This is a genomic window from Bradyrhizobium sp. USDA 4504, assembly GCF_054063995.1.
The window spans coordinates 6246500-6271398 of record NZ_JBSSGV010000001.1 but is presented as its reverse complement, the minus strand read 5'-3'; the positions used below and the strand labels follow the sequence as shown (position 1 = coordinate 6271398).

Genomic DNA, 24899 nt, shown 5'->3' with positions numbered 1-24899 from the left:
TTTGACAAATAACACTCGCGCCTCGGAAACAGACTTCGCCAACCACCGATTGACCACCAAAACCCCGTGAACAAACAGCGATAACGGTGGTCAATCAGGATCGAGCTTCATTGTTTTTGTTGATTTTTTCGACCGCTATTTACGTTCGGGACGCTGTGCACCGGGTCGGTAACGGGAGCTGAAAAGCTCTTTGAGGTTGATATGAACCTTTTGATTCTCATCATTGGGATAAGCGATTGAGAGCAGCAAATGCGAACGCCCTCCGAGCGTGCCAGGCAGGGGACAACACTAAGGGTTGGCTTGCAGGGTGATGCAACCCTCGGTAATTAGCACTGCCGCGATTGGCTTTGGGGAACGGGAATGGCCAAATCGTTTTTCTTCGCCTTGTTCGCCTTCGTCTTGGCGAGTGCCGCTCTTTCGACGCCGAGCGCCGCTCAACAGCAGGCGGCTCCAGCTAGCAGTCCGACGCTGGCGTTCGAAGGCTCACCGCCAGGGCAGCGAGCAGATCAACCAGTACAGGGGCCTGCGGCCCCACCCGTAAGAGTCGAGGCGTCCGGACCCAGCGATCCCCAAAAGCAATGCGTCAAGCCCAACGAGTTCGCCGTGGAGCTTCGGTCGGGCCGCAATCCCGTTGGTGCCGCAATCGTGCTCGCGACGAACTTCCTGCCGACGAACCAGCGCGTGGACGTGGGCGTGCGCGCACCTTTCGTTGATGGCGTTCGATACTTCGCCGGGATCGACTATGGGGACGATTCCTATCTCTTCAAGCGTCAGGACGTTGTCACGCATCGCGCGACCGAGTCCGACCCGCTGGTGCAGAAGCATCTGCTGGAAGCCGATCAAACTATCGTCACGCTCAACATGGGTGATGATCTGGCTTGGTACTGGAGCCGCGTCGACCTGTATCTTTACACGTGCAACAGCCCGGTTGGCCAATCTCCTTGGCGGGTGTCCTCGGTCAGCGTTCGTCTCAGTCCTTACTGGCTTAGTCTCTTTGTTGTCCTGGTTGGCGTTCTTGCCCTTTACCTCTGGATCGGATGGGCCCTACGCAAGCAAGACCACACATTCGCGTCATTCCTTCGCGCCCTGAATCCCGCCAAAGTCTCTGTCGGGCCTGACGGGAAGGGCAGTCTCTCGACATTTCAGACGCTTGCCTTCTCACTAGCCGTGGCTGCACTCATCACGTTGCTCTTGTTACAGACCGGGACGCTCGTGGATTTGTCGGGCTCTATCCTGACGCTCCTCGGCATCAGCGGCATTGGAGCGACGATTGCCAAAGGCACGGATAGCCAACGTAACAGCCTGTCCGCCGACAACCGGGCGTGGCTTCTTAGGCACGGATGGATTCCCATGGCGAAGGCGGTAGCGGACCCATCGAATGCGACATGGCGCGACTTCTTCACGACGGACGGCGTGTTCGATGTGTATCGGTACCAGAGCTTCATCTTCGGTCTGGTCGTTATCGGTGGCTTGATCGCGGCCGGCGTCAGTCAACTGTCAACGTTCGTCGTCCCGAATACAATTCTTGGAATCGTGGGACTGAGCCAGGTTGTCTACATTGGTGGCAAGCTCGTGACGCCGACCAATATCTCCGACCTGAACGCCGCAATCGCCGGCCTTCGCACGGACGAGCAAAAGCTGAAGGCCGCAGCCGTGGCGAAAAAGCAAGGGCAGCTTGCCAGTCTAGCTGAAGCAATTCCGCTCATGGGGCAGGACGCCTACGACGCGTATCGACAGAAGGCCAGGGATGTCGCGGCCATCTTCGCGGACGCAACAGGTATCATCATTGCCGATGCGTCGATCGAGCCGATTGTTACGTGAAGGAGCCGCCATGCCTAAGAATATCCTTGTTTTCGCTGACGGCACGGGGAACGAGGGCGGTCTCCTACCAGACGAGAGCCGAACAAACGTTTACAAGCTGTATCGCGCGACTCGGACCGGTCCTGACTCGACCATCGATCCCAAGAAACAGCTGGCCTTGTATGTTCCTGGTATCGGGACGCCGACACCTGGACGTAGCAGCAGTTGGAGCCGTCTCAAGGAGGCTGTCCAGCAAATGTTTGGCTTTGGCATCACAAAGAAGATCATCGATTGCTATGTTGCCATCGTCGGGGTGTGGGAGCCCGGAGACCGCATCTATTTGTTCGGGTTCAGCCGTGGCGCCTACACCGCTCGGTGCCTCTCTCACGTCCTAGAACTCTGTGGTGTTCCAAGGAGCGCGCCTGTGGGCGGTGCGATTAGCCTCGACCCTGCATCGCTGCGAAGAATCGCCAAGCAAGCGGTCTCGTGCGTCTATTGGTTGGGAATGCCGAGGGAAGGCGCGGAGATGGACAAGCGAGCGTCGCGCTTCCGGTCGTCTTACAAATCGGAGGTCGGACGAACTACGGGTGCTTCTGCCTACTTCATCGGGATTTGGGACGCAGTTGCTGCAATCGGCTGGCAGCGCTTCTTTCCTGACTGGACCTACGACCGGCATTTTGCCGCGGATGTCCAATATGCGCGGCATCTACAATCGATCGACGAGGGTCGGAAGGACTTTAAGCGAGTGCCGTGGGGCGGCAGCGGCACTGTGAAGTGGCCCGACAGGCAAGGCGAACCCGAACAGTTCGATCAAATATGGTTCGCCGGCAATCACGCGGACATAGGTGGTAGCTATCCTGAAAACGAGTCGAGGCTTTCTGATATTACGCTGTCATGGATGGTCGAATTCATCGCCGAGAAGATTCCTGCACCAGAGCGAGTCATCGTCGACAGGAATCTGCTGCAGTTGTTCCCATCTGCCGACGGGATGATGCACGATGAGTGCATGGTCGGCATCGGCGGAACGTCACTTAATTGGTCGAAGGCGGTCCGGGAGATTCCAGACGCCGCGCAGCTTCATGAGACGGTCTACGAGCGCCTTGCGATGACATCGGTGCGCAACTACACTAGCTTTGGCCCATATAGGCCCATAGCCTTGCAGAACCATCAGAAAGCTAAGAAGTACTTTAGTCCTGTAGCCAATGGTGTTGGTGGAGAGTCACCAACGGCGGGCACTCGCCTCTAAGCCACGATTCACGATGCGTCAGTTTGGCGCGTCGAATGACTGCGCGAAGCTACCCACGAACGAAGGCGCCCATATCTGGTGCGGTCATTCCGACCAGACGAAACGGATCCTAACAAGTTGCTGATTCCATTGGTGGGCCCGGCAGGACTCGAACCTGCAACCAGACCGTTATGAGCGGTTCGACGGGTCGATCTGAACCCAACTTCATTCTGACCGCTCACGCTTTATTGTAGTGCTTCGCCATGTGCGTCCAAACTTGCCAGTGCTTGACGTGGATATGGGAGGATTGGCTTGAGATAGCCGTAGCTTATCTTCATGATGTTTCGAGGCTCTTGAAGTGCTTTCATTGTTGCGCTTTGTACCATTCGATCTGTCTCCAGCATGCTGTAACCAAGCGACTGTATTCGCGACGAGGAGAGACCATGACGGGTGGCCAGTTGGAGAATGGTGGAATAAGACAGCCTAGAAGCGAATTGTCGCCCACAAGTGGTGGCGATGCGAAAGTGGTCCCGTTTGGTGAACGGCTCAGCTGCACCGTCGACGAAGCTTGCTTGGCAACTGGCTTGGGACGTACCAAGCTTTACGAGTTGATAGGATCTGGCCAACTTATCACAACAACGATTGGACGCCGGCGCTTGGTGATGGTGCGATCACTTCTCGCACTTTTGGACACGACAAATTCAGTGTGACCAATTGTTGGTTTTTCGTCCGGCGTACAGCTCGCTAGTTGAATAAGGTTGCTTCGTAAGAGCGTTCATTGCTGCGCCGCATTCCCCAGTTCGATGCGTCGCCCGAGTAGTATTTCGTCGTTAGGTGGCTACTGGCGCAGGCCTGACGTGGCGCGGATAGTGGCGTACCGTGATGATATCGCGTCGCATTGATCGGCATCGGAAGTCTTGCCGTCGGTCGCCGAGCTTCGAGAGAATCGTCTCGAAAATTTAGCAGCTCAACGTTCAAAATTAGCGTAAACAGACTAACAAATCAGGGCGCACCTACCCACGTCGGGATGGCGCCGTTGTTGTCTGTTGGTGGCGTCCGCCGGGCATTCATTGTCCCCAACTACCAACATTCGCAAAATTGTTGGTAGAGACGTTGGTAGTCTCTCCGACGGATAAAAAAATACATTAGTCTTATCAATGCATTATCTCCGCAGTGCGGAGCCGCCCCTGGGCACCACTCCTGAACAGATTTATGGTAAGCGCGAATTTCCCCGCACCTTTTGGTTTTGAGTGCTCTGATGCATGAGGTGTCCACTTAAATAGGTGGACACCTCATGATGAGCGACGATGGTCAGAAACTGCGTGTCAGGCTTGTTGGTCGGAACGGTCGCCGGCGCTTTGAGACGACATCGAAGGAGCGTCTTGTGGCGGCCTGCCTTGAGCCTGGCGTTTCGGTCTCGAGACTTGCACTCGAACATGGGGTCAACGCGAACCTGCTTCGGAAGTGGATCAAGAAGGACGCCGCGGCCAGGTCGGCGCCGTCGTCGTCACCCTCGGCGTTCATCCCGGTTCACCCTGAGGGGGCCGCCGAGCGGGGTTTGTCGCGGCAAGGCAGTGTGGAGGCGGTGGATTTGCCGGCGACCTGCGATGAAGTGGGTGGGTCGGAATCCAAGGGGTCTCCAGCTTTTTGTTCTCCGGCCAAGGTGAGCGCGTCGCTGCCGAATGGCGTGAAGCTCGCGCTGGAATGCGGGGATGTGGATGCATTGACGGCGATCATTGGAGCCCTGGGCCATGTTCAGACTGGGCGGTGACCTGCAGGTCTATCTGCACCGTGAGCCGATCGACTTCCGAGCTGGCATCAACAGCCTTGCGGTTCTGGTTCAGGAGACGATGGCGCTCGATCCGTTTGTGCCGGCGGTTTTTGCGTTCTGCAATCGCCGTTGCGACCGGATGAAGTTGCTGTTCTTCGACCGGTCCGGCTTTGTGCTGGTCCTGAAGCGGCTGACCGAGGACAAGTTCCGATGGCCGCGCCGCCAGGAGGCGGTCGTCCGGCTTACGACCGAGCAGTTGCACTGGATCCTCGACGGCATCGATATCGATGCGATGGTCCGTCATCCGGTGCGGCAATATCAGGTTGCCGGCTGAGCTCTTGAGTTGAGCGGTTGACGCGTCGGAACGGTTCAGATTCAAGAATCCGATGAATCGAACCGGCAATCCGAGTGTCGAGGTGCTGTTGGCGCGCATTGCCGCGCTGGAGGCGGAGAATCGTCAGCTCACGGAGCGCGTCGTCAAGCTGGAGGAAGAACTGGCGCTGGCACGCCTGCATCGTTTTGCGCCGCGCAGCGAAAAGCACGTCGACCGTCTCTTCAATGAAGCCGAGCAGGCCGCCGATGAGGATGACGCCGGCAGCGAAACGAACGATACCGCCGAACTTCCGGACACGGGTCTGCCATCGGTCGAAAGCACGACGGGAAAGAAGCGCGGCCGCAGGCCGCTGCCGGCAAACCTGCCGCGCGAGCGCGTCGAGTATGACCTGCCCGACGATCAGAAGGCGTGTCCTTGCTGCCGTGGCCAGATGCATCGCATGGGCGAGGCTGTCACCGAGCAACTTCATATCGAGGTGAAGGCGAAGGTTTTACAGAATGTGCGCTTCAAATATGCCTGCCGCCATTGCGATCGCACCGGGATCAACGCCCCTGTCGTGACCGCGCCGATGCCGACGCAGCCGTTGCCGGGCAGCGTTGCCACGGCCTCGACGCTGGCGTTCGCGCTGGTTCACAAATATGTCGACGGCACGCCGCTCTACCGCTTGGCGCAGGCCTTCGAACGCGCAGGCGTTCCTGTCAGCCGCGGCGCTTTGGGCCACTGGGTGATCGGCTCGAGCGAAAAGCATCTGTATCGCATCTACGACGCCCTGAAGCTGCGGCTCAGATCGCAGCCTCTCATCCATGGCGACGAGACGACGGTTCAGGTCCTCAAGGAGAAGGACAAAGCGGCCACCAGCACATCGTACATGTGGGCTTATCGCAGCGGCAAGGGCAGTCGCGAGCCGATCGTTCTTCTGGATTATCAGCCGGGCCGCGGCCAAATCCACCCGCAGGCCTTCCTCGGCGATTACCGTGGCATCGTGATGAGTGACGGCTATAGCGCATGGCGCACGCTGGAAGGGGCCACCCACATTGGATGCATGGCCCACTCCCGGCGGCGTTTTGTCGACGCCCTCAAAGCGAGAAAGAAGGGCGGCGGGCCGCCCGAGCAGGCGCTGCGGTTCTTCGAGCAGCTCTACCGGGTTGAAAGGCAGGCGCGGGACGAGAAACCGGACAGAGACGAAACGCCGGATCAATGCATCCGTCGCTTCCGCCAGCAACACAGCATTCCTGTCCTGAACGCCCTCAAGGAATGGCTCGATCAAATCGCCCCGAAGGTCCTGCCGGACAGCAAGCTTGGCGACGCCGTATCTTACACCCGGAACCAATGGGACTATCTGACGCGTTACACCGAAGATGGCAGGATGCCGATCGACAACAATCTTCTGGAGCGCGACATCAGGGTTTTTGCCACCGGCCGAAAAAGCTGGCTGTTCAGCGACACCGTCGACGGAGCCAGGGCCAGCGCCGTCGTCTACAGCCTAATGCTGACCTGCCGCGCCTCACGTGTCGAGCCGTTAACATGGCTGCGCCATGTGCTCACCGAGTTGCCTCAGCGCGTGGACAACGCCGATATCGCTGACCTGTTGCCCTTCAACTTCCCCAAAGCGGCCACTGCCTGAACGGCTCAGCATCGCCCCGATACGAAGGCCATCCGTCAAATCGCGGCCGACAACGTGCGCGGAAAATCGCGCTTACGATTTATGAAACCAAGGTTTGGGTTGACCCTTTCGGCCGAAAACGGACCGGATGCTGTCATTTGAGCCGACGGTCCTCCGACGCGATGATCGCGTCGACCACGCTTGCGGGATAGGCCTTCCGAGCAGCGACGTCGCCCGACACGAGTTGCTGACGCATCAGGCGGGTGAACCGATCGATAGCGATCGGGTCAATCTGGATGGGGGGTGCACTCGACTTCTTCGCATAATGGAGAGCCACAACGGCCCTACCCCGGCTTGCCATCAACGCGGCGATCCGGTTCTTGAGGGATCCGGATCCATCGGTACCATCGATAGCGCCGCTCTCAATGGCCGCATAAAGGCGCTCCAGCCGTTCCTCGGCCTCGGAAGCTTGGCGTGCTAGCTAGGCCTATCGCGCGAAAGGATCTTCATAAAGAGTCCGTCCAGCTGTCTCCGGCATGAAGCGCAGCGCGATCAGCCCAACAACGCATGTAGCCATCATGTAATAGGCCGGCATCAGCTCGTTCCCGGTAACAGAGATAAGGCCGCTGTTGATTGCCGGCGCCGTGCCGCCAAAAAGTACGCATCCGGCCAGCACCCCGGGCAGTCGCGCCGGTCTGCCGCGGCGCCTCAGGCAGCAGCCGCTTTGGACTGTTGGGTCGCCTTCCAATTCCACGGGAGCAGGTCGGCGACTCTGTTGAGGGGGTGATCTGGAAGCCTGGCCAACACGTCAGCGAGCCAGGCTTGCGGATCAACGTCGTTCATCTTGCAGGTTTCGATCAGGGTATAGACAGCGGCGGCACGATTGCCGCCAGCATCTGAACCGGCGAAGGTCCAATTTCGTCTTCCGACAGCCACACCGCGTAACGCTCGTTCGGCAGCGTTGTTCGAGAGGCAGATGCGGCCATCGTCCAGGAAGCGGGTGAACGCCGCCCAGCGGTTGAGCAGGTAGTTGATCGCCTTTGCAGTATCGTTGCCTGATGAGAGCAAGGTTCGCTGCTGGCGCATCCAGATTTCGAGATCGGCGACGATCGGCCTCGACTTATCACGACGTGCCGCAAGCCGCTGTTCCGGCGTTTTGGCGTTGATGGTGCGCTCGATCTCGAACAGGATATCGATGCGCCGCACCGCCTCGCTGGCAATCGGCGCCTCTCCAGATTTCGCCAGGTCGAAGAACTTTCTGCGGCCGTGGCTCCAACACGCCGCTTCCAGGATCGGAGCCGGCTTCCTTTGGGCCTTGTAGAGCTGGTTATATCCATCAAAGGCGTCGGCCTGCATAAGGCCGACGTAGCCGGCAAGATGGCTTTGCGGATGCTCTCCAGCCCGGTTGCGTGAGTAGTAGAACAGGGCCGCCGGCGGATCCGTGCCGCCAAACGGCCGGTCATCGCGAACATAGGTCCAGATCCGGCCGATAACCGTCTTAAGCTTGGCCAGTACCGGCACCGTCGTATCGTCGGCGTGGATGCGTTCCGCGCTCATGACGTGGATCCGGATGGCCTCAATAATGGGAGCGAGTGCTACCACGCAGGCGCCGACCCGATCCGCCAGGGTCGAGACATCGATCTCGATCCCTTCGCGGGCATAGGTCTTGCTCTGCCGGTTCAATGGCTGGTGCAGCAGGAACTTGTTGACCAGCACCATCGCCAGCAGGTTCGGCCCGGCAAAGCCTCGCGGGATCGGATGGGAGGGTGCCGGCGCCTCTGTGATCGCCTCGCAATCTCGGCAGGAGAACTTTTCGCGGACATGCTCGATAATCTTCCAGCGCCGCGGCTCGCATTCCAGGGTCTTCGAGACCACCTCGCTGAGCTTATGCAGCCGCTCGCTGCCGCACTTACCACATGCGCAAGGCGCGGGTTCGACGACGCGCTCGACCGGCAGATTGTCCGGCAACGGACGTCGCGGCGGCCGTGGATTTTGCGCGCGCTTCTCCTTGGCGGCCCCTGGCGCGGCGAGTTCGGCCTTGGTTTCCTGTTCGGCCTGCGTCTCTTCGAGATCCTCGATGGCAAGCTCGAGCTGTTCGACCAGCAACTTGCCGCGTTCGGAGGATTGCCCGAACTGTTCGCGCCGTGCCTTGGCCAGCATCAGCTTCAGCCGCTCGATTTCCAGCCGGCCGACCGTCACTTCGCTCTTCGCCAGTGTCAGCTGTTCGCGCTGCGCAATGATCATCGCATGCGCAGCCGCAAGGTCGGCGGGAAGCGGATCGGTGGGCGTCGTCACGAGGACGAATCAACCATATTCGCCGCAAAAAATCCCGCTGGATTCCTGCCGTGAGTCAAAGAGCCACAGCTTAACCGGAAGCCTGTGGACGCCAGGTTGCCTGCGGCATCCGCCAGTCAATTCCGGACAGGAGATAGGATAGTTGTGCAACGCTGATCGTCACAACGCCGTCCGCCAGCGATGGCCACAAAAAGCGCCCGCGCTCCAACCGCTTCGTGAACAGACATGCGCCCTGGCCATCATGCCAAATGATCTTGATCAGGTCGCCGCGGCGGCCCCTAAAAACGTAGAGATCGCCAGCGTGAGGGTCCCGCTTCAAACCCTCCTGAACCAGACGCGCAAGGCTCGGGAAGCCTCGGCGCATATCGGTATGACCGGTCGCGAGCCAAACCCGTACATTGCCCGGTATGGCGATCATCGGCGCTCAAGCACCTCGAGGACCCGCGCCAGCGCCTCCGGGTCGACATGCGCGTCCACTCGGATGCGTCGTCGGTTGCCAAGATCGATCTCGATCAATCCAGTACGCGCGGCTGCCACGGAGCGCACTCGGCCGTCACCCGCAGGCAAAAGCTTCGCAGTTTCCTCCACCTCCGTAGCGACGATCTGCACCGGCGCAAAAGATGGTACGACCTGCTCTGATGTCCGTGCTTGTCGACGCCAGGTAAACACCAGGCTGGCCGCGACTCCGTTGCGGCGCGCAACCTCAGTCACCTTCGCGCCCGGCACCAACGTCTCCTCGACAATCCGTGCCTTGTCGTCCTGCGACCAGCGCCGCCGCCGCTCCAGCCCGCCCAAAACCTCGACCCGCTTCGCCTGATGACCTTAAAGCTAGACTTAAGGCTACACGCTTCGCGAATTACCTCGCGTCACGCAAGACGGCGCCCGTCGGATGCGTACGCCAAAAATGGATGTCGAAATGTTGTAAGCGCCGGCGAAGCCGGCGAAACGCACATGGGTGGGAAACATGGCCGGGAAGGTCGCCGAAATGGTCGCGAGTTGCGGTACGTAGAGCAGCCCGAGCAGAATGAAGCCGACACAGGCGCCGACGAGGCCCGTGCCCATGAGCATGTAGAGAGGGGCCACCAGCAGAAACAACCCGATCAGGGAGAAGCTCCACATCGGACGGCGCCCGATTCGGTCCGAGAGCCGGCCAGCAAATGGCAGGAACAGCATCATGAACAGCATGCCGAGGAGCGGCACCGCAAGCGCCTCATCCGGCGACAGGCCGATGCGGCTCTGAAGATAGGTTGGCATGTAGCTGAGCAGCGTATAATTGACGACATTGAGCGCAACCACCAGGCCGCCGACGACGAGCATAGGACGCCGGTGACGTGCCAGAAGGGCGATCAGGCCTGGTGAGGATCGTGCCTGGCTTGCGGTTTCGTGGGCACGGAAGACCGGCGTATCTTCCATTCTCGCGCGCAGATACGCGCCGACGAGGCCCATTGGCGCGGCGACCAGAAACGGAACGCGCCATCCCCAGTCGTGCATCGCCTGATCACCCAGAAAGAGCGAGAAGGATAACATCAGGAATGCGCCCAGCGAGAAGCCGGCCAGCGTTCCGAACTCCAGGAAACTCCCATAAAAGCCGCGTCGGTCATCGGGAGCGTACTCGGCCATGAACGTCGCGGCGCCGCCGTATTCGCCACCGGTCGAAAAGCCCTGTACGATGCGGAGAAGAACGAGCGACAGTGGCGCCCAGAAGCCGACGCTGTTGTAGGGGGGAATAAGCCCGACGCACAGCGTCGCGCCCGACATCAGCAGTATCGTTAGCGCCAACACGGATTTTCGGCCCACCCGGTCTCCCAGCGATCCCCAGAATATCCCGCCTAGCGGCCGTATGAGGAAGGAGATCGCGAACGTGGCCAACGCAAAAAGCACCGCTTCCCCGACGTCGCCGGGAAACAGTGCCGCGGAAATGTACGTCACGCCATACGCATAAATGCCGTAGTCGAACCATTCCGTCGCATTGCCGACGGCAGAGGCGGCAATCGCACGGCGCAACGTGGCGCGATCAGCAGTTGGATCAGGTGCGGAAACGGGGGCATTCACGATTGCTGTTCTCCGATCACCGCTGCGTCGGGCGTATTGGGGTCAAGCAGCGATGCAATCGGCGTCGTGCGTGGAAGAATCTGAAAGTCCTGCTGCTCGGGTGCAGGAACAGGCGGGGTTGCCGTCTGCCGCCACATGCCGAACGCGGCCGCGCCGCCGGCGCAAAGGGCGATGAAAAGGAAAAGCCCGCCGCTGCTCCAGCCTGTCATGAATATCGCTCCACCGATCGGCCCGAGCGCGGCGCCGACGGAATACAGCAGCACCAGCCGTCCACTTGCGGCGATACGTTGTGCGGCGTGCAGACGGTCGTTGCAATGGGCCACGCAGAGTGGATAGAGCGCAAAGCTGAGGCCACCAAACATTGTTCCGAGAATCAGCAGCCACGGGCCGACCGACGAGAGAAAGGAGATGACCAAGCTGATACACAGGGTTGCCGCGAAACTGAGCACGATGACCTGGCGACGATCATAGCGGTCGGAAATGCGTCCGAGCGGCCATTGCAGGATCACGCCGCCAAGAATCACGATCATCATGAAGTGGGCTGTCTGCGATAAATCGAACCCTAGGCGTCGAACCTGCACTGCGGCCAATCCGTAAAATGCCCCTAACATCAAGCCGGTCGTCATTACTCCGACAGCACCGAGGGGAGATGCGGCAAAGAGTGTTCGGGTTCCGAACGCCGCGGCTTCGGCAGGCGGCGGCGCCGAGTTGCGTGTGAGACAAAGTGGAATGATCGCGAGCGAGATTAGCATTGAGGCTAGTTGAAACGGAACAGCAGGCAAATCACCGCTGGCTCCTAGCAGCAACTGTCCCACCGCCTGTCCGCAATATAGTGCAACCATGTAGGCCGCTAGAATGCTGCCGCGCGAGGCCGCGTCAGCGCGTTCGTTTAGCCAGCTCTCGAGACAGACGAAGACGCCGGCGACGCAGAAGCCGTCGATCAGCCGCAGTCCCGACCAGAGCAGAGGGTGGATGATTTGCGCGTAGCCGAGCGTGCTCGCGGAGAGAAGCGCAACGAACGCCGCAAAGGCGCGGATATGTCCCACGCGCCGGACGATACGTCCCGAGCGCAGGGCTCCGACGACCAGCCCGGCAAAATAGGCGGTCGCCACCGCGCCGATCACGATCGTGCCCTGTCCCGCCCGCTCGAGCCGCAAACTCAGGAGCGTCGCCATAAACCCGCTTCCCGCCATGAGCATAAAGATGGCGAGCAGCAGGCTACGAACCGGGGAGATTGCCGCAAGCATGACGATTGCGACGCGCGCCGTCAGGCCGCGCGCCGGCCTTCCGCTTCCCCGTCGGCCTCCACCGGGACACGATGCAGAACCCTAGCGCTAGCATCGAAGTGGCAAACGGTCACGACGAACTGAACGTCAGCATTGCGAATCTGATGCCGCGTCGCAATCACGTCGATTCGTGCGTTATCGAGGGCTCGCAGCGCATCGAACACCAAGCCTGGCCAAGCGATGTCGCTGTCGGCCATCGCTTGACGCCATCCGTCCGCGCCGTCATCGGCAACAAAGCGTGCATAGATACCAGGCTCGTAGGTCTTCTTGTGCTCCAGCAGCAGGTCAGTCATCCCGGCATAGGCGGAGACGACAAAGGCGCGATTGTAAAGGTCCTCGCCCTTGCGCTCCGCGATCGGAACGTCGTCGAATAGCGTGCCAGTCGCGGCCATCGATGTGCCGCCGATCTTCTCGACACTATGAAAACCGCTCATGCGAGAGCATCCTCCATCAACGGGCCGTGCTGAGGCACGAGAGCTTTCGGGTCGCTGCGCGCGGCAACGAAGCTCGGCCGCGGTTTTTTGACGCCGAATGGCGCCTGCAGCCGGTTGCTCACGGCGTTATAGACGAAGAACGCGTTAGCGCGTGGAAATGGCGTGATGTTGCCGTTCGATCCGTGCATCGTGTTGCAATCGAAGATCACCACCGTGCCCGCCTTACCGGTCGGCGCCACGATGCCGTGGCGGTGCGCCAACTCGGTCAGACTTTGCCGGTCGGGCACGCCATACTCCTGCTTCTTCAGTGACGTGCGATAGTGGTCTTCCGGCGTCGCCCCAATACAGGTCAGGAAGACGCGGTGCGATCCGGGCATCAGCATCAGGGGGCCATTGTCCGGCGTATTTTCCGCCAGCAGGACTGACATGGAGAGTGCTCGCATGCGCGGCATGCCGTCTTCCACGTGCCAAGTCTCGAAGTCGGAGTGCCAGTAGAACTCCTTGCCTTCGAAGCCGGGCTTGTAGTTCAGGCGTGACTGATGGATGTAGACCTTGTCGTTCAGCAGGAACTGAGCGATGCCTGACAAGCGTGCGTCGGCGGCGAGGCGCCCGATCACTCTACTCTGAGAGTGGATCTCGAAGACCGAACGGATTTCTTGGCTGTCCGGCTCGGCGATGATCGTTTCCGGATTGAGGCCGTTAGGGCTCGATAGCAGTTTCTTTGCCTGCGTCTGCAGGTGGTCGACTTCCTCGGGAGAGAGGACATCCTTGAGCACGAGGAAGCCATCGCGATCGAACTGCTCGGCCTGCTGCCGCGTTAGCGGTGCGCTCTCGCTCCAGTCGCTATGAATAACGGGATCGAGACGCGGAAGCATCTGGGCCTCCGAGGTGAGACGGGATGGGTAAATGTCTGTCAATGCCTTTCCCTCTTTCAGTTGTTTCAGGAGTTAACGGCCGCCTCGCGCGGCGCTTCGACATCAGTCGGATAGGCACCAGTCTCATCGTGCACTTCCTGGCCGGTGACCGGCGGGTTGAACACGCAGGCCGTCAGGAGGTCAGTGTCCGGGCGAACGATATGCTGGTCGTTCTTGTTGAGTGCGTACATGATGCCCGGTGCGAGCTTGTGCGTTTCGCCGGTCCCGAGGTCTTCGATGGTCCCGGTTCCCTTCAGTATGAAAACCGCCTCGAGATGGTTCTGGTAGTGCATCTTGAGTTCTTCGCCCGCGTACATCGTCGTAATGTGGAAAGAGAAGCCCATGCCGTCGCTCTTGAGCAGAAGGCGGGCACTGTCCCAGCCCTTCGATTTGACGAGACGATCGGTCTTTTGAATGTCGCGGAGTTGACGAACGATCATTGTTCTTTCCTTTCGTTATTCGGCTGCAATGCCGTAGCTGCCGGTCCGCACCGCGCGGACCGACTCCTCGATGATGTCGAGGCCGGCCGAGAGAGCGGCGTCGTCGATAATGAGAGGTGCAAGCACCTTGACGATTTCGTCGTGTGCGCCGCTCGTTTCGATGATGAGTCCGGCGGCAAAACAGGCGCTGGTGATGGCATCGGCAGTTTCACCGGACCCGACGTCGATGCCGCGCATCATGCCGCGGCCGCGTGTCGAAAGGCCGAATCCAGAAGCGATGGCATCCAGGCGTCGTGCGAGCAATCGTCCCTTGCGCTGGACGTCCTGCTCGAACTCGTCATCCTTCCAGAAGTTCCGCAGAGACGCGGTGGCCGTGATGAAGGCGTGATTGTTGCCCCGGAACGTGCCGTTGTGTTCGCCGGGCAACCATTGATCCAACTCGGGTCGGAACAGTGTCAGCGCGAAGGGAAGCCCCATGCCGGACAGCGATTTTGCCATGGTGACGATGTCGGGCGTAAAACCCATGCCTTCAAAGCTGAAAAACGGACCGGTGCGTCCGCATCCGGCTTGAATATCGTCGACGATAAGGAGTGCGCCGTGGCGTTTTGCGATATCGGCGATTGCACGCAGCCAATCCGGCGATGCGGTGTTGAGACCGCCTTCGCCCTGAACCGTCTCGACTAGAATCGCGGCCGGCGCATCGAGCCCGCTGGAAGGGTCGGACAGCCGCCGTTCCAGCAGCGCGGCGGTGTCGAGATCCGGGCCGTGATAGCCATCGTAAGGCTCGTGGCTGACATGGCTGAGTGGTACGCCCGCGCCGGTGCGCTTGGCGGCATTGCCGGTGCAGGCCAGCGCACCGAGGGTCATGCCGTGGAAACCGTTCGTGAAAGCGATCACCAGTCCACGGCCGGTCACCTTGCGGGCCAGTTTGATGGCGGCCTCGACCGCGTTAGTGCCGGTCGGTCCGGTGAACATCACGCGGTAGTCCAGCCCGCGTGACTTCAGAATCAGCGACTCGAATGTTTCGAGGAACTCCGCCTTGGCGTCGGTATGCAGGTCAAGCCCGTGCGTGATGCCGTCAGTCGAGATGTAGTCGATCAGCGCTTGCTTCAGCGCGGGATGATTGTGTCCGTAATTAAGCGTCGAGCATCCCGACAGGAAGTCCAGATAGCGTCCGCCCTGATTATCATACATCCAGACATTGTCAGCTCGGCTGAACTGGCGCGGCATGGTGCGCGCATAGCTCCGCACGACCGACTCCCGGCGTTCGTAAATGGATCGGTCCGGGATATGGCTGGTCGGCTTGGGTCGTGTATGGCGAGCAAGTGTGGTTGTTGTGGTCATGTCGTCAGTTCTCCTGATCTCTGGCTCCGGGCTGTCGGTTTGGCAGGGGGCCAATGCGGGCCAACCACTCTGTGGCGTGCTTACCGGCGAAATGCGCGTCGCACTCGAACATCACACTGCGGATCAGCGGAGCGCCCCACGCGCGGGCCAGTCCGTTGAACAATGCCCAGGATGGAGCGTTGTCGTCGGTCACTGTGGTGAGGAGATACTTGGCACTTTCGGCGGAAGGGCGATCCAGCAGCGCGTTGATCATGCGCTGAGCAAGGCCTTTGCCGCGCGCCGCCTTCGCGACCGCGACCTGCCAGACGAAGAAGCTGTTCGGTTCCGAAGGCGGGCGATAACCTGAAACCCATCCTAGAATTTGCGCGTGACGTTCCGCAACGAGGCAGGAGTCCGTGAAGTGCGTGCACTGGAGGAGGTTGCAATAGGCGGAATTGGAGTCCAGTGGCGCGCAGGCTGCGACCAGGCGGGTAACCGCGGGGCCGTCAGCGGGCGACGGCTTTCTCAACTGGAACGCTTCGTTGACATCCGGAGCAGCGTCGAAAGCCACTGGCGAGGATCCACCGAAAGCGTCGACCCGAGGGCCGGCTATTGCTTCAGATTTCGAATTAATCGCTTCATTCTCCGAAATATATAGCGCTTTACCTTATAGGAAAATAAGTGGCGAAATCTTGAAAATTGGCTTGAGATCTCACATCAAAAGCTTCGTAGATATTTCGTTATCCGAATAAAATTTGAAGGGGTGACTTGGAACCGGTTACGATTCGCCTCGGCGCGGCCGTAGCTATAAGAAAAGCCACATGAAATCAGAGATCGCCTCACTGACGCTGCGCGCCCTGCGAAGAGTGCTGCGGGCAACTGAGATCGGTAGTCGCCAGCTGGCCATTGCGACCGGCCTTACGACATCGCAATGGCTCGTGTTGCGAGAGATCGACGCGCGCGAGAAAACCACACCGGGGGTCATTGCGCAGGCGCTTCAGTTCGGTCAGGCAACGATCACGACGATCGTCGATCGGCTTGTGGCGCTCGATCTAGTGCAGCGCCAGCGTAACGCAAACGACAAGCGCCAGTTCCTTCTGACGGCGACGCCGGCAGGCAGGGACATCGTGGCCAACGCACCCGACTTGCTTCACCTGACGTTTACAGATCGCTTCGTCCAGTTGCCGCAATGGGAGCAGGCCATGATCCTTGCTGCAGTAGAGCGGCTGGCCATGCTGATGGACGCGCACAACATCGATGCCGCGCCATTGCTGGACAGCGGGGCCATCGATCGATCCCAACCCAGATAGGTCGATTGCCTCGACTGCGTGGACGGCTCGACAGAGCCGGATCTTCCCGCGCAGGTTAGTGGCCGACATATCATCAGAAGCCGACGTCGGATCGGATGATTGCGGAGTCGGACGAGCAGCTCGGGCCGCATCGAAACCTGCACTGAATGTCGGTATCGGTGGGCTGCGCATCCAGCAATCGCTCCGCCGCAGGCGCTCGTTCCGGCGCAGCGTGGAGGGCGAAGCCGGATATTGTCGTCGATCCGACTAGGCAGCTCGGGCGCATACGATCCTTCAGCCGCGCAGGCGCTGTCGACGCGACCGGCAGGACTGGAGCAGGCGGCCCATGCAGGCCGCCTGTAGATTAGTCTGAGAGCAGAAGAGCCCTATTGGCAGGGGTGCTGGAGTCCGTCGGATCCCTTGAAAAAGGTGCCGGGCCTGCAGACGATGCCGTTGTGCGACGCGTAACTGTTCCAGTCGCCGTTCCACGCATAGTAGTCGCCATACGCGGCGGGCCGATCGTAGGTGCCGTATGCGGCGTAGGAATTGCGCCAGCCGTCGAAGGGAGCGGTCGCGATCGCCGCGGCGGTTCCGACGGCAGCGCCGGCCACGCCGGCAGCGGCCCCCACCGGCCCCACGGGTTCGCGATAGGCGGCTCGCCGCTGATAATAGCCTCTCCTGCTGTCGTACGGGCTCCCGGCTCCTCGGTTGAGGCAGTTGGCGCTGGCGAATTGAGATGAACAGGCGGCCGGGTTGGAGAAGACCGCTTGCGCCGATGCGGGGCTCGAAACTGCCGACGCCACTATCACAGCCGCGCCAAGAACTCTTAGACTCATCATGGCTTGCTCCCTGGATTTGGTTTGCTGCGACACTTACGAAGCTTGGCATGACTGAATGCCAAGTCCGCAAGTTCCCGTTTTCTCGCACCTAACCAAATGCAACCTCCGGAAGTGGTTCCTGTGCATCTCGTGCGCGGCATCAAATCGACGTGACTTGCCAATCGATCTGGAATGCGACTTCAGCAGAAGCGGCATGGATGCGGCAGGGAGTCGCGGCGTAGCAAGGATGCTGCGATCAATGCCCAAACGATGGGACGGCAATTCCATTCGTCCGACGAATCCGGACAGAGGCGAGAATGCAAATTGATGAAAGGTTGCGTGATCGCGGAACTGCCCGATGACCGCGTCAAGTTGCGTCGGACGTGCGCGAGAGAGCACGACGGTTGGCACGAACTGCACAAGTTGTGTGATGCGAAAGCATCAACTGCCAACAAACGGCAGCACGCGTTTCGGATCGCCACATTCGAGTTGATCTTCGTCCTGATAGTCGGATGATGATTTGCGATCTTGAATTGTAGCCGCTCCTGCATTTTGCACCGCGACCAAGCAACCCGTCCTTTTCAATTTGACGTTGTTGAGAACGACAGGTTTGGAAGGCGGCGCAAATGAAGTGCTTTACCGGCTCGACTCTCCTTGGATCTTGCGCGCGCAATCGCATGGAACAGGCGTCGACGCGCGCCGCCCTGCAATCATTGGTCCAGTTCTTCAGGAATAAGCCGAGACCAGTCGCGGCCTGTCGGAGCCGGTTCCGGCTCGCCGCGCTTGCCTTGATTGCGTCGGCCGCTCTGGTTGATGCGGCCTCGGCTCAGTCCTGCACGGTCGCACCGGATTCGACTGTCTCCGCAACGAGTGGAAGCTGCGCGATCGACGCGAATACGACGTTGACCGGAACGCCTGCCGTTCACGCAAGTTCGAGCGCTCAGATCACGACCAACAACGTCAACATCAATCCCTTCAATGGCGGCAGTATCGGTGGTTTGGCGGATGCTGCAGGTACGATCATCTTCAGTTCCGGGGCGAGCATCAACGGCAACTGGAGCACTGCCGCGTCGGCGCAAAGCGGCGGCCAGATCATCTTTCAGTCGGGTTCGATCATCAATCCGGCCTTCGGCGGCGGAGGAACTGCGCTGAGCGCTGATGGAACGGGCAGTCAGATCAGCGCGACAGGACTCACCATCGGTCTCAACGGCGCCGGCAACAACGTCGCTGCGAAGGCGGCCAACGCGGCGACGGTCAGTCTGCTCAACAGCTCAATCGCCTATGCGGTCGGCGGTGGCGGCAACACCGGCCTGTGGGCAACGGGCGCCGGCAGCCAGATTAGCTCGACGGGTACAACCATTTCGATGCCCGGCGGCGGCGGCAACGACGTTGGCGCGCGCGCGGACTCCGGTGGGTCGGTCACGCTGACCGGCGGCACTGTCAGCGTTGAGGGGAACGGCGGCGGCGAAACCGGCCTGTTGGCGCAATCGTCCGGAAGCACTGTCACGGCAAACGGCGTTGCGGTCACGGTTTCCGGCGGCGGTGGCGATGTCGGTGCCAAGGCACTCGACGGCGGCGCGATCACCTTGAGGGGAGGCAGCGTCGCCGCGACGGGCAGCGGCGGGGGCGAGATCGGCCTGCAGGCCAGCGGCACCGGCAGCACGCTCACGGCGAGCGGCGTGACGGTAACGGTTCCGAACAGCAGCGGAGGCCGCGGAGTGCAGGCTGACAATTCGGGCAGCGTCACGCTCGACGGCAGCTCGACGGTCACCACATCAGGCGCAGGCACCCATGCGGCCGGCGTGACAAGCAGCGGTACGCTGAGCATGACCGGTGGCTCACTCACGGCCAATGGAGCCGATGCCAACGCGCTCAACATAAGTGGCGGTGCAGCGACGCTCTCCGGAGTCACCATGACCAGTCCGAACGGTGCGTCGATCGCCGCCCCGGGCGGCATCAGCAGCGTAAGCCTGACCGGCGTGACTGCGGTCGCGAACAACAATCAATGGCTGAACGTCAGCGGCGGCTCCACGCTCAACCTCGTCGCGGACAGTTCGACCCTGCAGGGCGTTGCGCTCACCGACTCCGGCAGCACCTCCAGCGTCGCGCTGAAAAACAATTCGCTCTGGACCATGACCGGCAACTCGAACGTCACCAATTTGATCAACGCTTCGAGCATCATCCAGTTCACGTCCCCTGTCGGCGATCCGACGCAGCTGTCGAGCTACAAGACGCTGACGGCGGTGAACTATGTCGGCCAGGGCGGTACCATCGGGCTCAATACATATCTTGGCAGGGACGGTTCGCCGTCGGACAGGCTCGTCATCAATGGCGGCACGGCAGGCGGCAATACGTTCCTGAAGATCAGCAACACCACGGGCGGCGGCGCGCTCACCACCGGCAACGGCATCCTCGTCGTCGACGCGATCAATGGTGCGACGACGACGCCTGGTGCCTTCAGCCTGTCTCACCCCGTCTTGGCCGGCCCTTACCAATATTCGCTGTTCCGTTCGAGCGTCGACTCCAGCAACCCGCAAGCCTGGTATTTGCGCGACACCCTCGACTGTGTCGCGCATCCCAATCTTCGTGCCTGCGGCGGTGGCGGTCTCATCAACTGCTCCAATCTGCCCAACGTGCCTAGGTGCGGCGGCGGAGGTGGAGGCGGTGGAGGAGGCGGTGGCGGCGGAGGCGGCGGTGGCGGTGGAGGCGGCGGTGGAGGCGGAGCCGACGGCGGCGGCGGCGATATCCCCGACTACCGCGAGGAGACTTCGCTCTACGCGGCAATTCTGGCGATGACGCTGTTGTACGGACGCAGCCTGCTCGACACGCTGCATGAACGCGTGGGCGAGGAGGAGGACGAACGCTTCCGCGCCAATCCCGAGAACGCCAGGGTCGGATGGGGTCGCGTGCTTGGGGTCAACGGCGTGCATCAGGGCGACAGCTTTGGCGTGTTGGGTGGCGAAGCCGGACCGCACTTCAGCTATGATTTCCTGGCGCTGCAGGCGGGCATGGATGTCTATCGACACGACGGTCCCGACGGTTCGCGCGACCAGGCGGGGGCGTATTTCGCGATCGGCGGCGCGCGCGGGCGGGTCACCCATTTCGATGGCAGCCAGGGTGACAACACCTTCTCCGCCTACACGCTCGGTGGCTACTGGACGCATTTCGGGCCGACCGGCTGGTACATCGACTCGATCCTGCAAGGCACGTTCTACGACATCACGAGCAGCGCAAATCGCGGCATTCCGGCGCTCAAGACCGGTGCTCAGGGTGGGGCTGCGTCGGTGGAGGGCGGATATCCCTTCAAGTTCGCCGGCGGCTTCTTCATCGAGCCGCAGGCGCAACTGGTGTATCAGAACATCCACATCAACGACGCCAGCGACATCGCGGCGCAAATCCGCTTTGCGGATGTGGATTCGCTCGCAACCCGGATCGGTGCCCGATTTGGCCGAACATGGGCGGTCGATGACAGTCCGCGTACGCTGACGGCCTGGATCCGTCCGAGCCTGTGGAACGAATTCCTCGGCAACCCGAAAACGCTGTTCTCGTCGGACACCGGCTTCGTTCCATTCCAGGCGAGCCTCGGCGGCCTGTGGGGCGAGATCAATGCCGGCATCAGCGGACAGGTCACGTCGACCACGTCGCTTTATGCCAACGCTTCCTATCAGAGCCGGTTCGACGGTGGCGGCTTCTCCTACGGCGGGAAAGCCGGACTGCGCGTTAACTGGTAGCGCGCGAAGGCGTGACGTCGGCCCAGACAGGGTCGGCGAAACGCACTCGCGCAGGCATAGCGGACGAGGAAGTGCCTAACAGACCCTCACGCTTTGCTGAACATACGCGTAACCGTTCCACACGTTTCGCGTCTGATAGCAGGAGTTGTAGGCCGTCGCGGCTCCGATGGCTGCGCCAGTCGCCAAACCGGCTGCGGCAGCTCCGGCGCCCCAACCGCCTCGATAGTAACCGCCACCGCGGTAATAGCCGCCGCCGGCCCAACGTGCGCGGCCGCCGTGCCAGCCGCCGGCATGCCATCGCGTGCCGCCGCCGTGCCAACCAGGCCGCATTCCTCCGCCGTGGAAGTGAGCCGATCGAGCGCCGGCTCCTCTGGGCCGGGCCTGGGCGTCATAAGGGAGTATCATTGCTGCAGATGCGATGAAGCTGAGAACCAGCAAAGCCTTCGTTGGTCGCATATCCGGACTCCTTGCAAGGGTGTCCCAACCAATCCCGCTGAACGTGCTTCGTTCCGTTGGTTCAACTGCGTGCCACGCTGGCACAAGATGCATGCTCAATACGGCGCGTCGTGGCTTCGGGGCGCAAGCGACCCCCGCGGGCATGGTGAAGCTCGATCCTTCGGACCCCGGCGGCGCGAGGCAGGTACGAACGTGTTCGTACCTTGAAGACCTCCCTGTGTGAAACAATGCTGACGCTTACTGCCGACGCGGCAAATTGGCGAACTGATACGGCAGCTGGTCCACTACAGGGAACAGGGAGACGACTATGTGGAAGATATGTGTGCTTAGTACGTTGGTCTTGCTGGTTGCGGTTCCGGCAAATGCGGCTCCGAAGAATAGTGGCAAGAATGTCGATGCAATTCGTGCTGAATGCTTCAGGCAGGCGAATGAAGCCGCTGCCGCCGGCGGTGCGAACATGACAAGCGGGGCGACTGCCGCCCGAAACTCGGCGGGCTATTCCGCCTATCGGGATTGCGCGCGAAAGAACGGCATTCGCCCGTAAGCCGCTTTGGTTTCCGCTAACCCATGGAAGGCCGCCTTCGGGCGGTCTATTCCATGCGCAGTGAAAAACGGCGACGGCGGCATGGCCGTCGAAAGCCGAAGATGGCGGCTGAACGGCGCCGAAACGGCAGGGAAGGTCAGCTTGCGACGAGAGCCTGGGCCTTGCGCAATCCGGCCACGAGAGTGTCGACAACCTGATCCGCCGCTCCGTTGCGGCGCAAGAAGCCGGCCGGATCATCGGCCAACGCTTTGTACCGCGACATTCCTTTCAAGGCCGTTTGGGTCGCATCGCGGCGCCCCAGCTCTGTATTCGCTATCGCAATCAACAGTTGGCTGAATCCGGAATCGCGCAACGATGCCGTCTCGGCCACGTCGAGCATCTGCTTGTATTCACCCTTCAAGTAAAGGTCGACCGCGATGAAATGAAGATACCAGGCTGGCGGATGCAACGTGCGCTCGATCGCGCGCTTGAGCATCGGCACGCCTTCCGAGAAGTTCCCGCGGATGGCGAGACGCCAGCCGAATTGGGCAAGAATGTCGGGATCGTTGGGGTTGAGGTCGATCGCCAGATGGCTGATGCGATCACTATCGGCGTAACGTCCCGTGAAATGGTAGGCCGCAGCCAGGGCCTTCAGCGCCAGGGGACTGTTCGGCTGCAGGGCGATGGCGCGCGACGTTGCCTCAAGGGCCTTGTCATACTCCGTTTGCGGATTGCCGTCGGCTGAATAGCCCAACCGTCCGGCGTCGAGATGCAGCCATCCAAGCATGGCCCATGAATCGCTATACTGCGGATCCCGCTGAACGGTTTGCTGAAGACACTGCATGGCCGGATCGAAGTCGACGCGCCGGAAAGTGCTGCGATAGGCCTGAGCGCGCAGGACGCAGAGATAGCTTTCCATATTCCTCGGTGGATCCGCGCGAATGTCGTTTCTAACCACGCCGTAGGATTGGCCGACGACGGTTGCGATCTCGCTTGCGAGCTCGCGCTGGACATTCATGAGCGACTGAGGATCGAACGGTCGAGCATATGTCCGCATCCATACGATCTCGTCGTTCTCGGCGTTGAAGACAGTCGTTGTGACTTGCACCTCTTCGGCGCTCGTTTGAACGCTTCCACGGACGACATAGGAAGCACCGAGAGGACGACCAGGTTGGGGCGCCTCGTCGCCTTTTGCGGAGAGCGCATTCGACGGCGACGTGTAGAGCCGGAATCCTCCGAAGCGAAACAGGTTGCTGGTCAGTTCCTGTCCCATGCCGATGGCGAAGAGCCGCGTGTTCTCCCCGGGAGTCAGTGGCGTGAATGACATCACGAGGACCGCGGGTTCGCGTGGCGTCATTGGGGACGGAGGCGGTCTTGCTGCAAGCCATATCCAAGCCACCACGCCGGCTGCCAGCGCGGCAGCGACGGGCCCATAGCGCCTGATGCCAGGCTTGGTCGTCCAATTCGCACGTGTAGCAGCAGCAGTTGTCGAATCATCGTGCAGTTCAAGAGCAGGCTCGCGAGATGGAGCGTCGGCAGTATGCATTTTGTGCCACTCAAAATGGGGCACATAGGAGCCTTTTGGAATTGTGATGCGTACCGGATCATCGCGGCCCGAATCCACGTAGTAGCTATCGAGGTCGCGGCGCAATCGTCGAGCTTCAAGACGGACGACAGGGTCAGCCTGGGGATCGAAAGAGTCGTCGCGCCGAAACACGGCCAAGGCAATTGTGTAGCCCTTCAGGCTATCAGCGCGGCCTGCAAGCGTCTCGTCGACAATGAAACGAAGGAAAGCTTGCCGCCGTTCGCTCGCCTGGAAATGCGGACTCGAGAGGATGCGGTCCAGCTCTTTCGCTACATGCGCCGGCGGCACCGCGGAATCATCACAACGCGGGATATCGGATGAGCCGCTGACGGCATCGTGAGCGAAGGGTACATCAGGCATCAACCGGCAACCCCAATCGTCGGTTGACGGTAGGCTTTCTCAGTACATGTTGCAACTCGTAAGCGAAGCAAGCAGCCGGCGCTGACGCGACAGCTTTCAATCGTCGGAACAACGAGTTCCCGACTGCAGCGACAGCTGGTCGCATCGGCCTTGAAGCCGTCGCGCCTGAGACGGCGCGCTCAACGAGCGTCGCGCCGTGTACGAACATGTTCGTACCTTGAAGCCTCGATGAACCAGCAGCAAAGGTCACGTTGGCCACAAGCGAGTTCATCATGGAGGAGTTCCGCGCGATTGTGACCCGCTTTCCGCTGCGCGAACTTGACATTCGGCGCTGCTTCAATCGCGACGCGCAGTTTAGAGCGATTTGCGCAGATTATGACGAAGCTGTGAAAGCGCTTCGTCGTTGGCAACAAGCGGCAAAGCAAGGAGACCGCGAAGGAAGTCGGAAGGCCGCGGATTACGAACGGCTCGTTGCCGAACTGGAAGCCGAGGCTCTGGTTCATCTGAACCGGCCGTGATCGAGGGGGCGTTCGCATAACTGGAGCAGTGCGTGAAAAATACGATTCTCGTCAACCTTTCGATATCAAGCGTGCTTGCCGCGGGCATGCTGCGTGCTGCGATCGGTCAGTCACACAGAACCTGCGCAGCGAGGCCGCCGAA

General features: G+C 60.7%; 20 protein-coding genes. 8 read left to right on the top strand and 12 right to left on the bottom strand.

Annotated features, from left to right (window positions below; translation table 11 throughout):
- Window positions 1-360: 360 nt before the first annotated feature.
- The 5 genes from ACVMB1_RS29575 to tnpC (ACVMB1_RS29555) all read left to right on the top strand — a co-directional run bounded on the left by ACVMB1_RS29575 (window position 361) and on the right by tnpC (ACVMB1_RS29555) (window position 6754).
- Window positions 361-1821: a hypothetical protein gene (locus tag ACVMB1_RS29575; RefSeq protein ID WP_456849422.1), complete on the top strand. Its 1461-nt coding sequence runs from the start codon at window positions 361-363 to the stop codon at window positions 1819-1821.
- 10 nt (window positions 1822-1831) lie between these two features.
- Entirely contained in the window at window positions 1832-3046 is a 1215-nt protein-coding gene (locus ACVMB1_RS29570) for a phospholipase effector Tle1 domain-containing protein (RefSeq protein ID WP_456849420.1), read from the top strand.
- Window positions 3047-4322: 1276 nt separating this feature from the next.
- Complete coding sequence (tnpA, locus tag ACVMB1_RS29565; RefSeq protein WP_253625971.1) at window positions 4323-4796, top strand: IS66-like element accessory protein TnpA; 474 nt, start codon at window positions 4323-4325, stop codon at window positions 4794-4796.
- Entirely contained in the window at window positions 4777-5130 is a 354-nt protein-coding gene (gene tnpB / locus ACVMB1_RS29560; protein ID WP_076834308.1) for an IS66 family insertion sequence element accessory protein TnpB, read from the top strand. Before tnpA (ACVMB1_RS29565) ends, tnpB (ACVMB1_RS29560) begins: the two co-directional genes overlap by 20 nt.
- Window positions 5131-5182: 52 nt before the next feature.
- Window positions 5183-6754 (top strand): IS66 family transposase, encoded by a 1572-nt coding sequence (gene tnpC / locus ACVMB1_RS29555; RefSeq protein ID WP_310885563.1) that lies wholly within the window; start codon window positions 5183-5185, stop codon window positions 6752-6754.
- 687 nt (window positions 6755-7441) lie between these two features.
- Here tnpC (ACVMB1_RS29555) and tnpC (ACVMB1_RS29550) read toward each other — a convergent pair.
- The 10 genes from tnpC (ACVMB1_RS29550) to ectA all read right to left on the bottom strand — a co-directional run bounded on the left by tnpC (ACVMB1_RS29550) (window position 7442) and on the right by ectA (window position 16048).
- Window positions 7442-8977 (bottom strand): IS66 family transposase, encoded by a 1536-nt coding sequence (gene tnpC / locus ACVMB1_RS29550; RefSeq protein ID WP_456849417.1) that lies wholly within the window; start codon window positions 8975-8977, stop codon window positions 7442-7444.
- 121 nt (window positions 8978-9098) lie between these two features.
- Window positions 9099-9446, bottom strand: coding sequence for an IS66 family insertion sequence element accessory protein TnpB (tnpB, locus tag ACVMB1_RS29545; protein ID WP_038975078.1), 348 nt, complete (start codon window positions 9444-9446; stop codon window positions 9099-9101).
- The gene (tnpA, locus tag ACVMB1_RS29540) at window positions 9443-9823 is read right to left on the bottom strand and encodes an IS66-like element accessory protein TnpA (protein ID WP_456849415.1); all 381 of its coding nucleotides are present in this window, start codon (window positions 9821-9823) and stop codon (window positions 9443-9445) included. Before tnpA (ACVMB1_RS29540) ends, tnpB (ACVMB1_RS29545) begins: the two co-directional genes overlap by 4 nt.
- Before the next feature lie 45 nt (window positions 9824-9868).
- Window positions 9869-11080 (bottom strand): MFS transporter, encoded by a 1212-nt coding sequence (locus ACVMB1_RS29535; RefSeq protein WP_456849413.1) that lies wholly within the window; start codon window positions 11078-11080, stop codon window positions 9869-9871.
- Entirely contained in the window at window positions 11077-12327 is a 1251-nt protein-coding gene (locus ACVMB1_RS29530) for an MFS transporter (protein ID WP_141342790.1), read from the bottom strand. The genes ACVMB1_RS29535 and ACVMB1_RS29530 overlap by 4 nt, the downstream gene beginning before the upstream one ends.
- Before the next feature lie 20 nt (window positions 12328-12347).
- Complete coding sequence (locus tag ACVMB1_RS29525) at window positions 12348-12800, bottom strand: hypothetical protein (RefSeq protein WP_057017674.1); 453 nt, start codon at window positions 12798-12800, stop codon at window positions 12348-12350.
- Window positions 12797-13675: an ectoine hydroxylase gene (gene thpD / locus ACVMB1_RS29520; protein WP_283812345.1), complete on the bottom strand. Its 879-nt coding sequence runs from the start codon at window positions 13673-13675 to the stop codon at window positions 12797-12799. The genes ACVMB1_RS29525 and thpD overlap by 4 nt, the downstream gene beginning before the upstream one ends.
- Window positions 13676-13740: 65 nt before the next feature.
- Window positions 13741-14154, bottom strand: a complete 414-nt coding sequence (locus tag ACVMB1_RS29515; RefSeq protein ID WP_076827282.1) for an ectoine synthase — start codon at window positions 14152-14154, stop codon at window positions 13741-13743.
- Window positions 14155-14169: 15 nt separating this feature from the next.
- Complete coding sequence (gene ectB, locus ACVMB1_RS29510; RefSeq protein ID WP_057017677.1) at window positions 14170-15498, bottom strand: diaminobutyrate--2-oxoglutarate transaminase; 1329 nt, start codon at window positions 15496-15498, stop codon at window positions 14170-14172.
- A gap of 4 nt (window positions 15499-15502) precedes the next feature.
- On the bottom strand, window positions 15503-16048 hold the full coding sequence (gene ectA, locus ACVMB1_RS29505; RefSeq protein ID WP_225160841.1) for a diaminobutyrate acetyltransferase: 546 nt from the start codon (window positions 16046-16048) through the stop codon (window positions 15503-15505).
- 250 nt (window positions 16049-16298) lie between these two features.
- Between ectA and ACVMB1_RS29500 the strand changes: the two genes are divergently transcribed.
- Complete coding sequence (locus tag ACVMB1_RS29500; protein ID WP_057017678.1) at window positions 16299-16787, top strand: MarR family winged helix-turn-helix transcriptional regulator; 489 nt, start codon at window positions 16299-16301, stop codon at window positions 16785-16787.
- Window positions 16788-17152: 365 nt separating this feature from the next.
- Here ACVMB1_RS29500 and ACVMB1_RS29495 read toward each other — a convergent pair whose 3' ends face one another.
- Window positions 17153-17638, bottom strand: coding sequence for a hypothetical protein (locus tag ACVMB1_RS29495; RefSeq protein WP_456849411.1), 486 nt, complete (start codon window positions 17636-17638; stop codon window positions 17153-17155).
- An 848-nt stretch (window positions 17639-18486) separates the two neighbouring features.
- Between ACVMB1_RS29495 and ACVMB1_RS29490 the strand changes: the two genes are divergently transcribed.
- Entirely contained in the window at window positions 18487-21315 is a 2829-nt protein-coding gene (locus ACVMB1_RS29490) for an autotransporter family protein (RefSeq protein WP_456849409.1), read from the top strand.
- A 1136-nt stretch (window positions 21316-22451) separates the two neighbouring features.
- Here ACVMB1_RS29490 and ACVMB1_RS29485 read toward each other — a convergent pair.
- Window positions 22452-24239, bottom strand: a complete 1788-nt coding sequence (locus tag ACVMB1_RS29485; protein WP_246786640.1) for a tetratricopeptide repeat protein — start codon at window positions 24237-24239, stop codon at window positions 22452-22454.
- A 272-nt stretch (window positions 24240-24511) separates the two neighbouring features.
- Here ACVMB1_RS29485 and ACVMB1_RS29480 point away from each other — a divergent pair, with 272 nt between their 5' ends.
- The gene (locus ACVMB1_RS29480; protein ID WP_229192917.1) at window positions 24512-24757 is read left to right on the top strand and encodes a hypothetical protein; all 246 of its coding nucleotides are present in this window, start codon (window positions 24512-24514) and stop codon (window positions 24755-24757) included.
- Window positions 24758-24899 lie beyond the last annotated feature (142 nt).

Excerpts from the sequence above, each read along its gene's own strand:
- ACVMB1_RS29500 (WP_057017678.1), top strand. The coding sequence starts at position 16,299 with ATGAAATCAGAGATCGCCTCACTGACGCTGCGCGCCCTGCGAAGAGTG.
- tnpB (WP_076834308.1), top strand. The coding sequence starts at position 4,777 with ATGTTCAGACTGGGCGGTGACCTGCAGGTCTATCTGCACCGTGAGCCG.
- tnpB (WP_038975078.1), bottom strand. The coding sequence starts at position 9,446 with ATGATCGCCATACCGGGCAATGTACGGGTTTGGCTCGCGACCGGTCAT.
- ACVMB1_RS29480 (WP_229192917.1), top strand. The coding sequence starts at position 24,512 with ATGGAGGAGTTCCGCGCGATTGTGACCCGCTTTCCGCTGCGCGAACTT.
- ACVMB1_RS29570 (WP_456849420.1), top strand. The coding sequence starts at position 1,832 with ATGCCTAAGAATATCCTTGTTTTCGCTGACGGCACGGGGAACGAGGGC.
- tnpC (WP_310885563.1), top strand. The coding sequence starts at position 5,183 with ATGAATCGAACCGGCAATCCGAGTGTCGAGGTGCTGTTGGCGCGCATT.
- ACVMB1_RS29530 (WP_141342790.1), bottom strand. The coding sequence starts at position 12,327 with ATGCTTGCGGCAATCTCCCCGGTTCGTAGCCTGCTGCTCGCCATCTTT.
- ACVMB1_RS29525 (WP_057017674.1), bottom strand. The coding sequence starts at position 12,800 with ATGAGCGGTTTTCATAGTGTCGAGAAGATCGGCGGCACATCGATGGCC.
- thpD (WP_283812345.1), bottom strand. The coding sequence starts at position 13,675 with ATGCTTCCGCGTCTCGATCCCGTTATTCATAGCGACTGGAGCGAGAGC.
- ACVMB1_RS29515 (WP_076827282.1), bottom strand. The coding sequence starts at position 14,154 with ATGATCGTTCGTCAACTCCGCGACATTCAAAAGACCGATCGTCTCGTC.
- tnpC (WP_456849417.1), bottom strand. The coding sequence starts at position 8,977 with ATGATCATTGCGCAGCGCGAACAGCTGACACTGGCGAAGAGCGAAGTG.
- ectB (WP_057017677.1), bottom strand. The coding sequence starts at position 15,498 with ATGACCACAACAACCACACTTGCTCGCCATACACGACCCAAGCCGACC.
- ACVMB1_RS29575 (WP_456849422.1), top strand. The coding sequence starts at position 361 with ATGGCCAAATCGTTTTTCTTCGCCTTGTTCGCCTTCGTCTTGGCGAGT.
- tnpA (WP_253625971.1), top strand. The coding sequence starts at position 4,323 with ATGAGCGACGATGGTCAGAAACTGCGTGTCAGGCTTGTTGGTCGGAAC.
- ACVMB1_RS29485 (WP_246786640.1), bottom strand. The coding sequence starts at position 24,239 with ATGCCTGATGTACCCTTCGCTCACGATGCCGTCAGCGGCTCATCCGAT.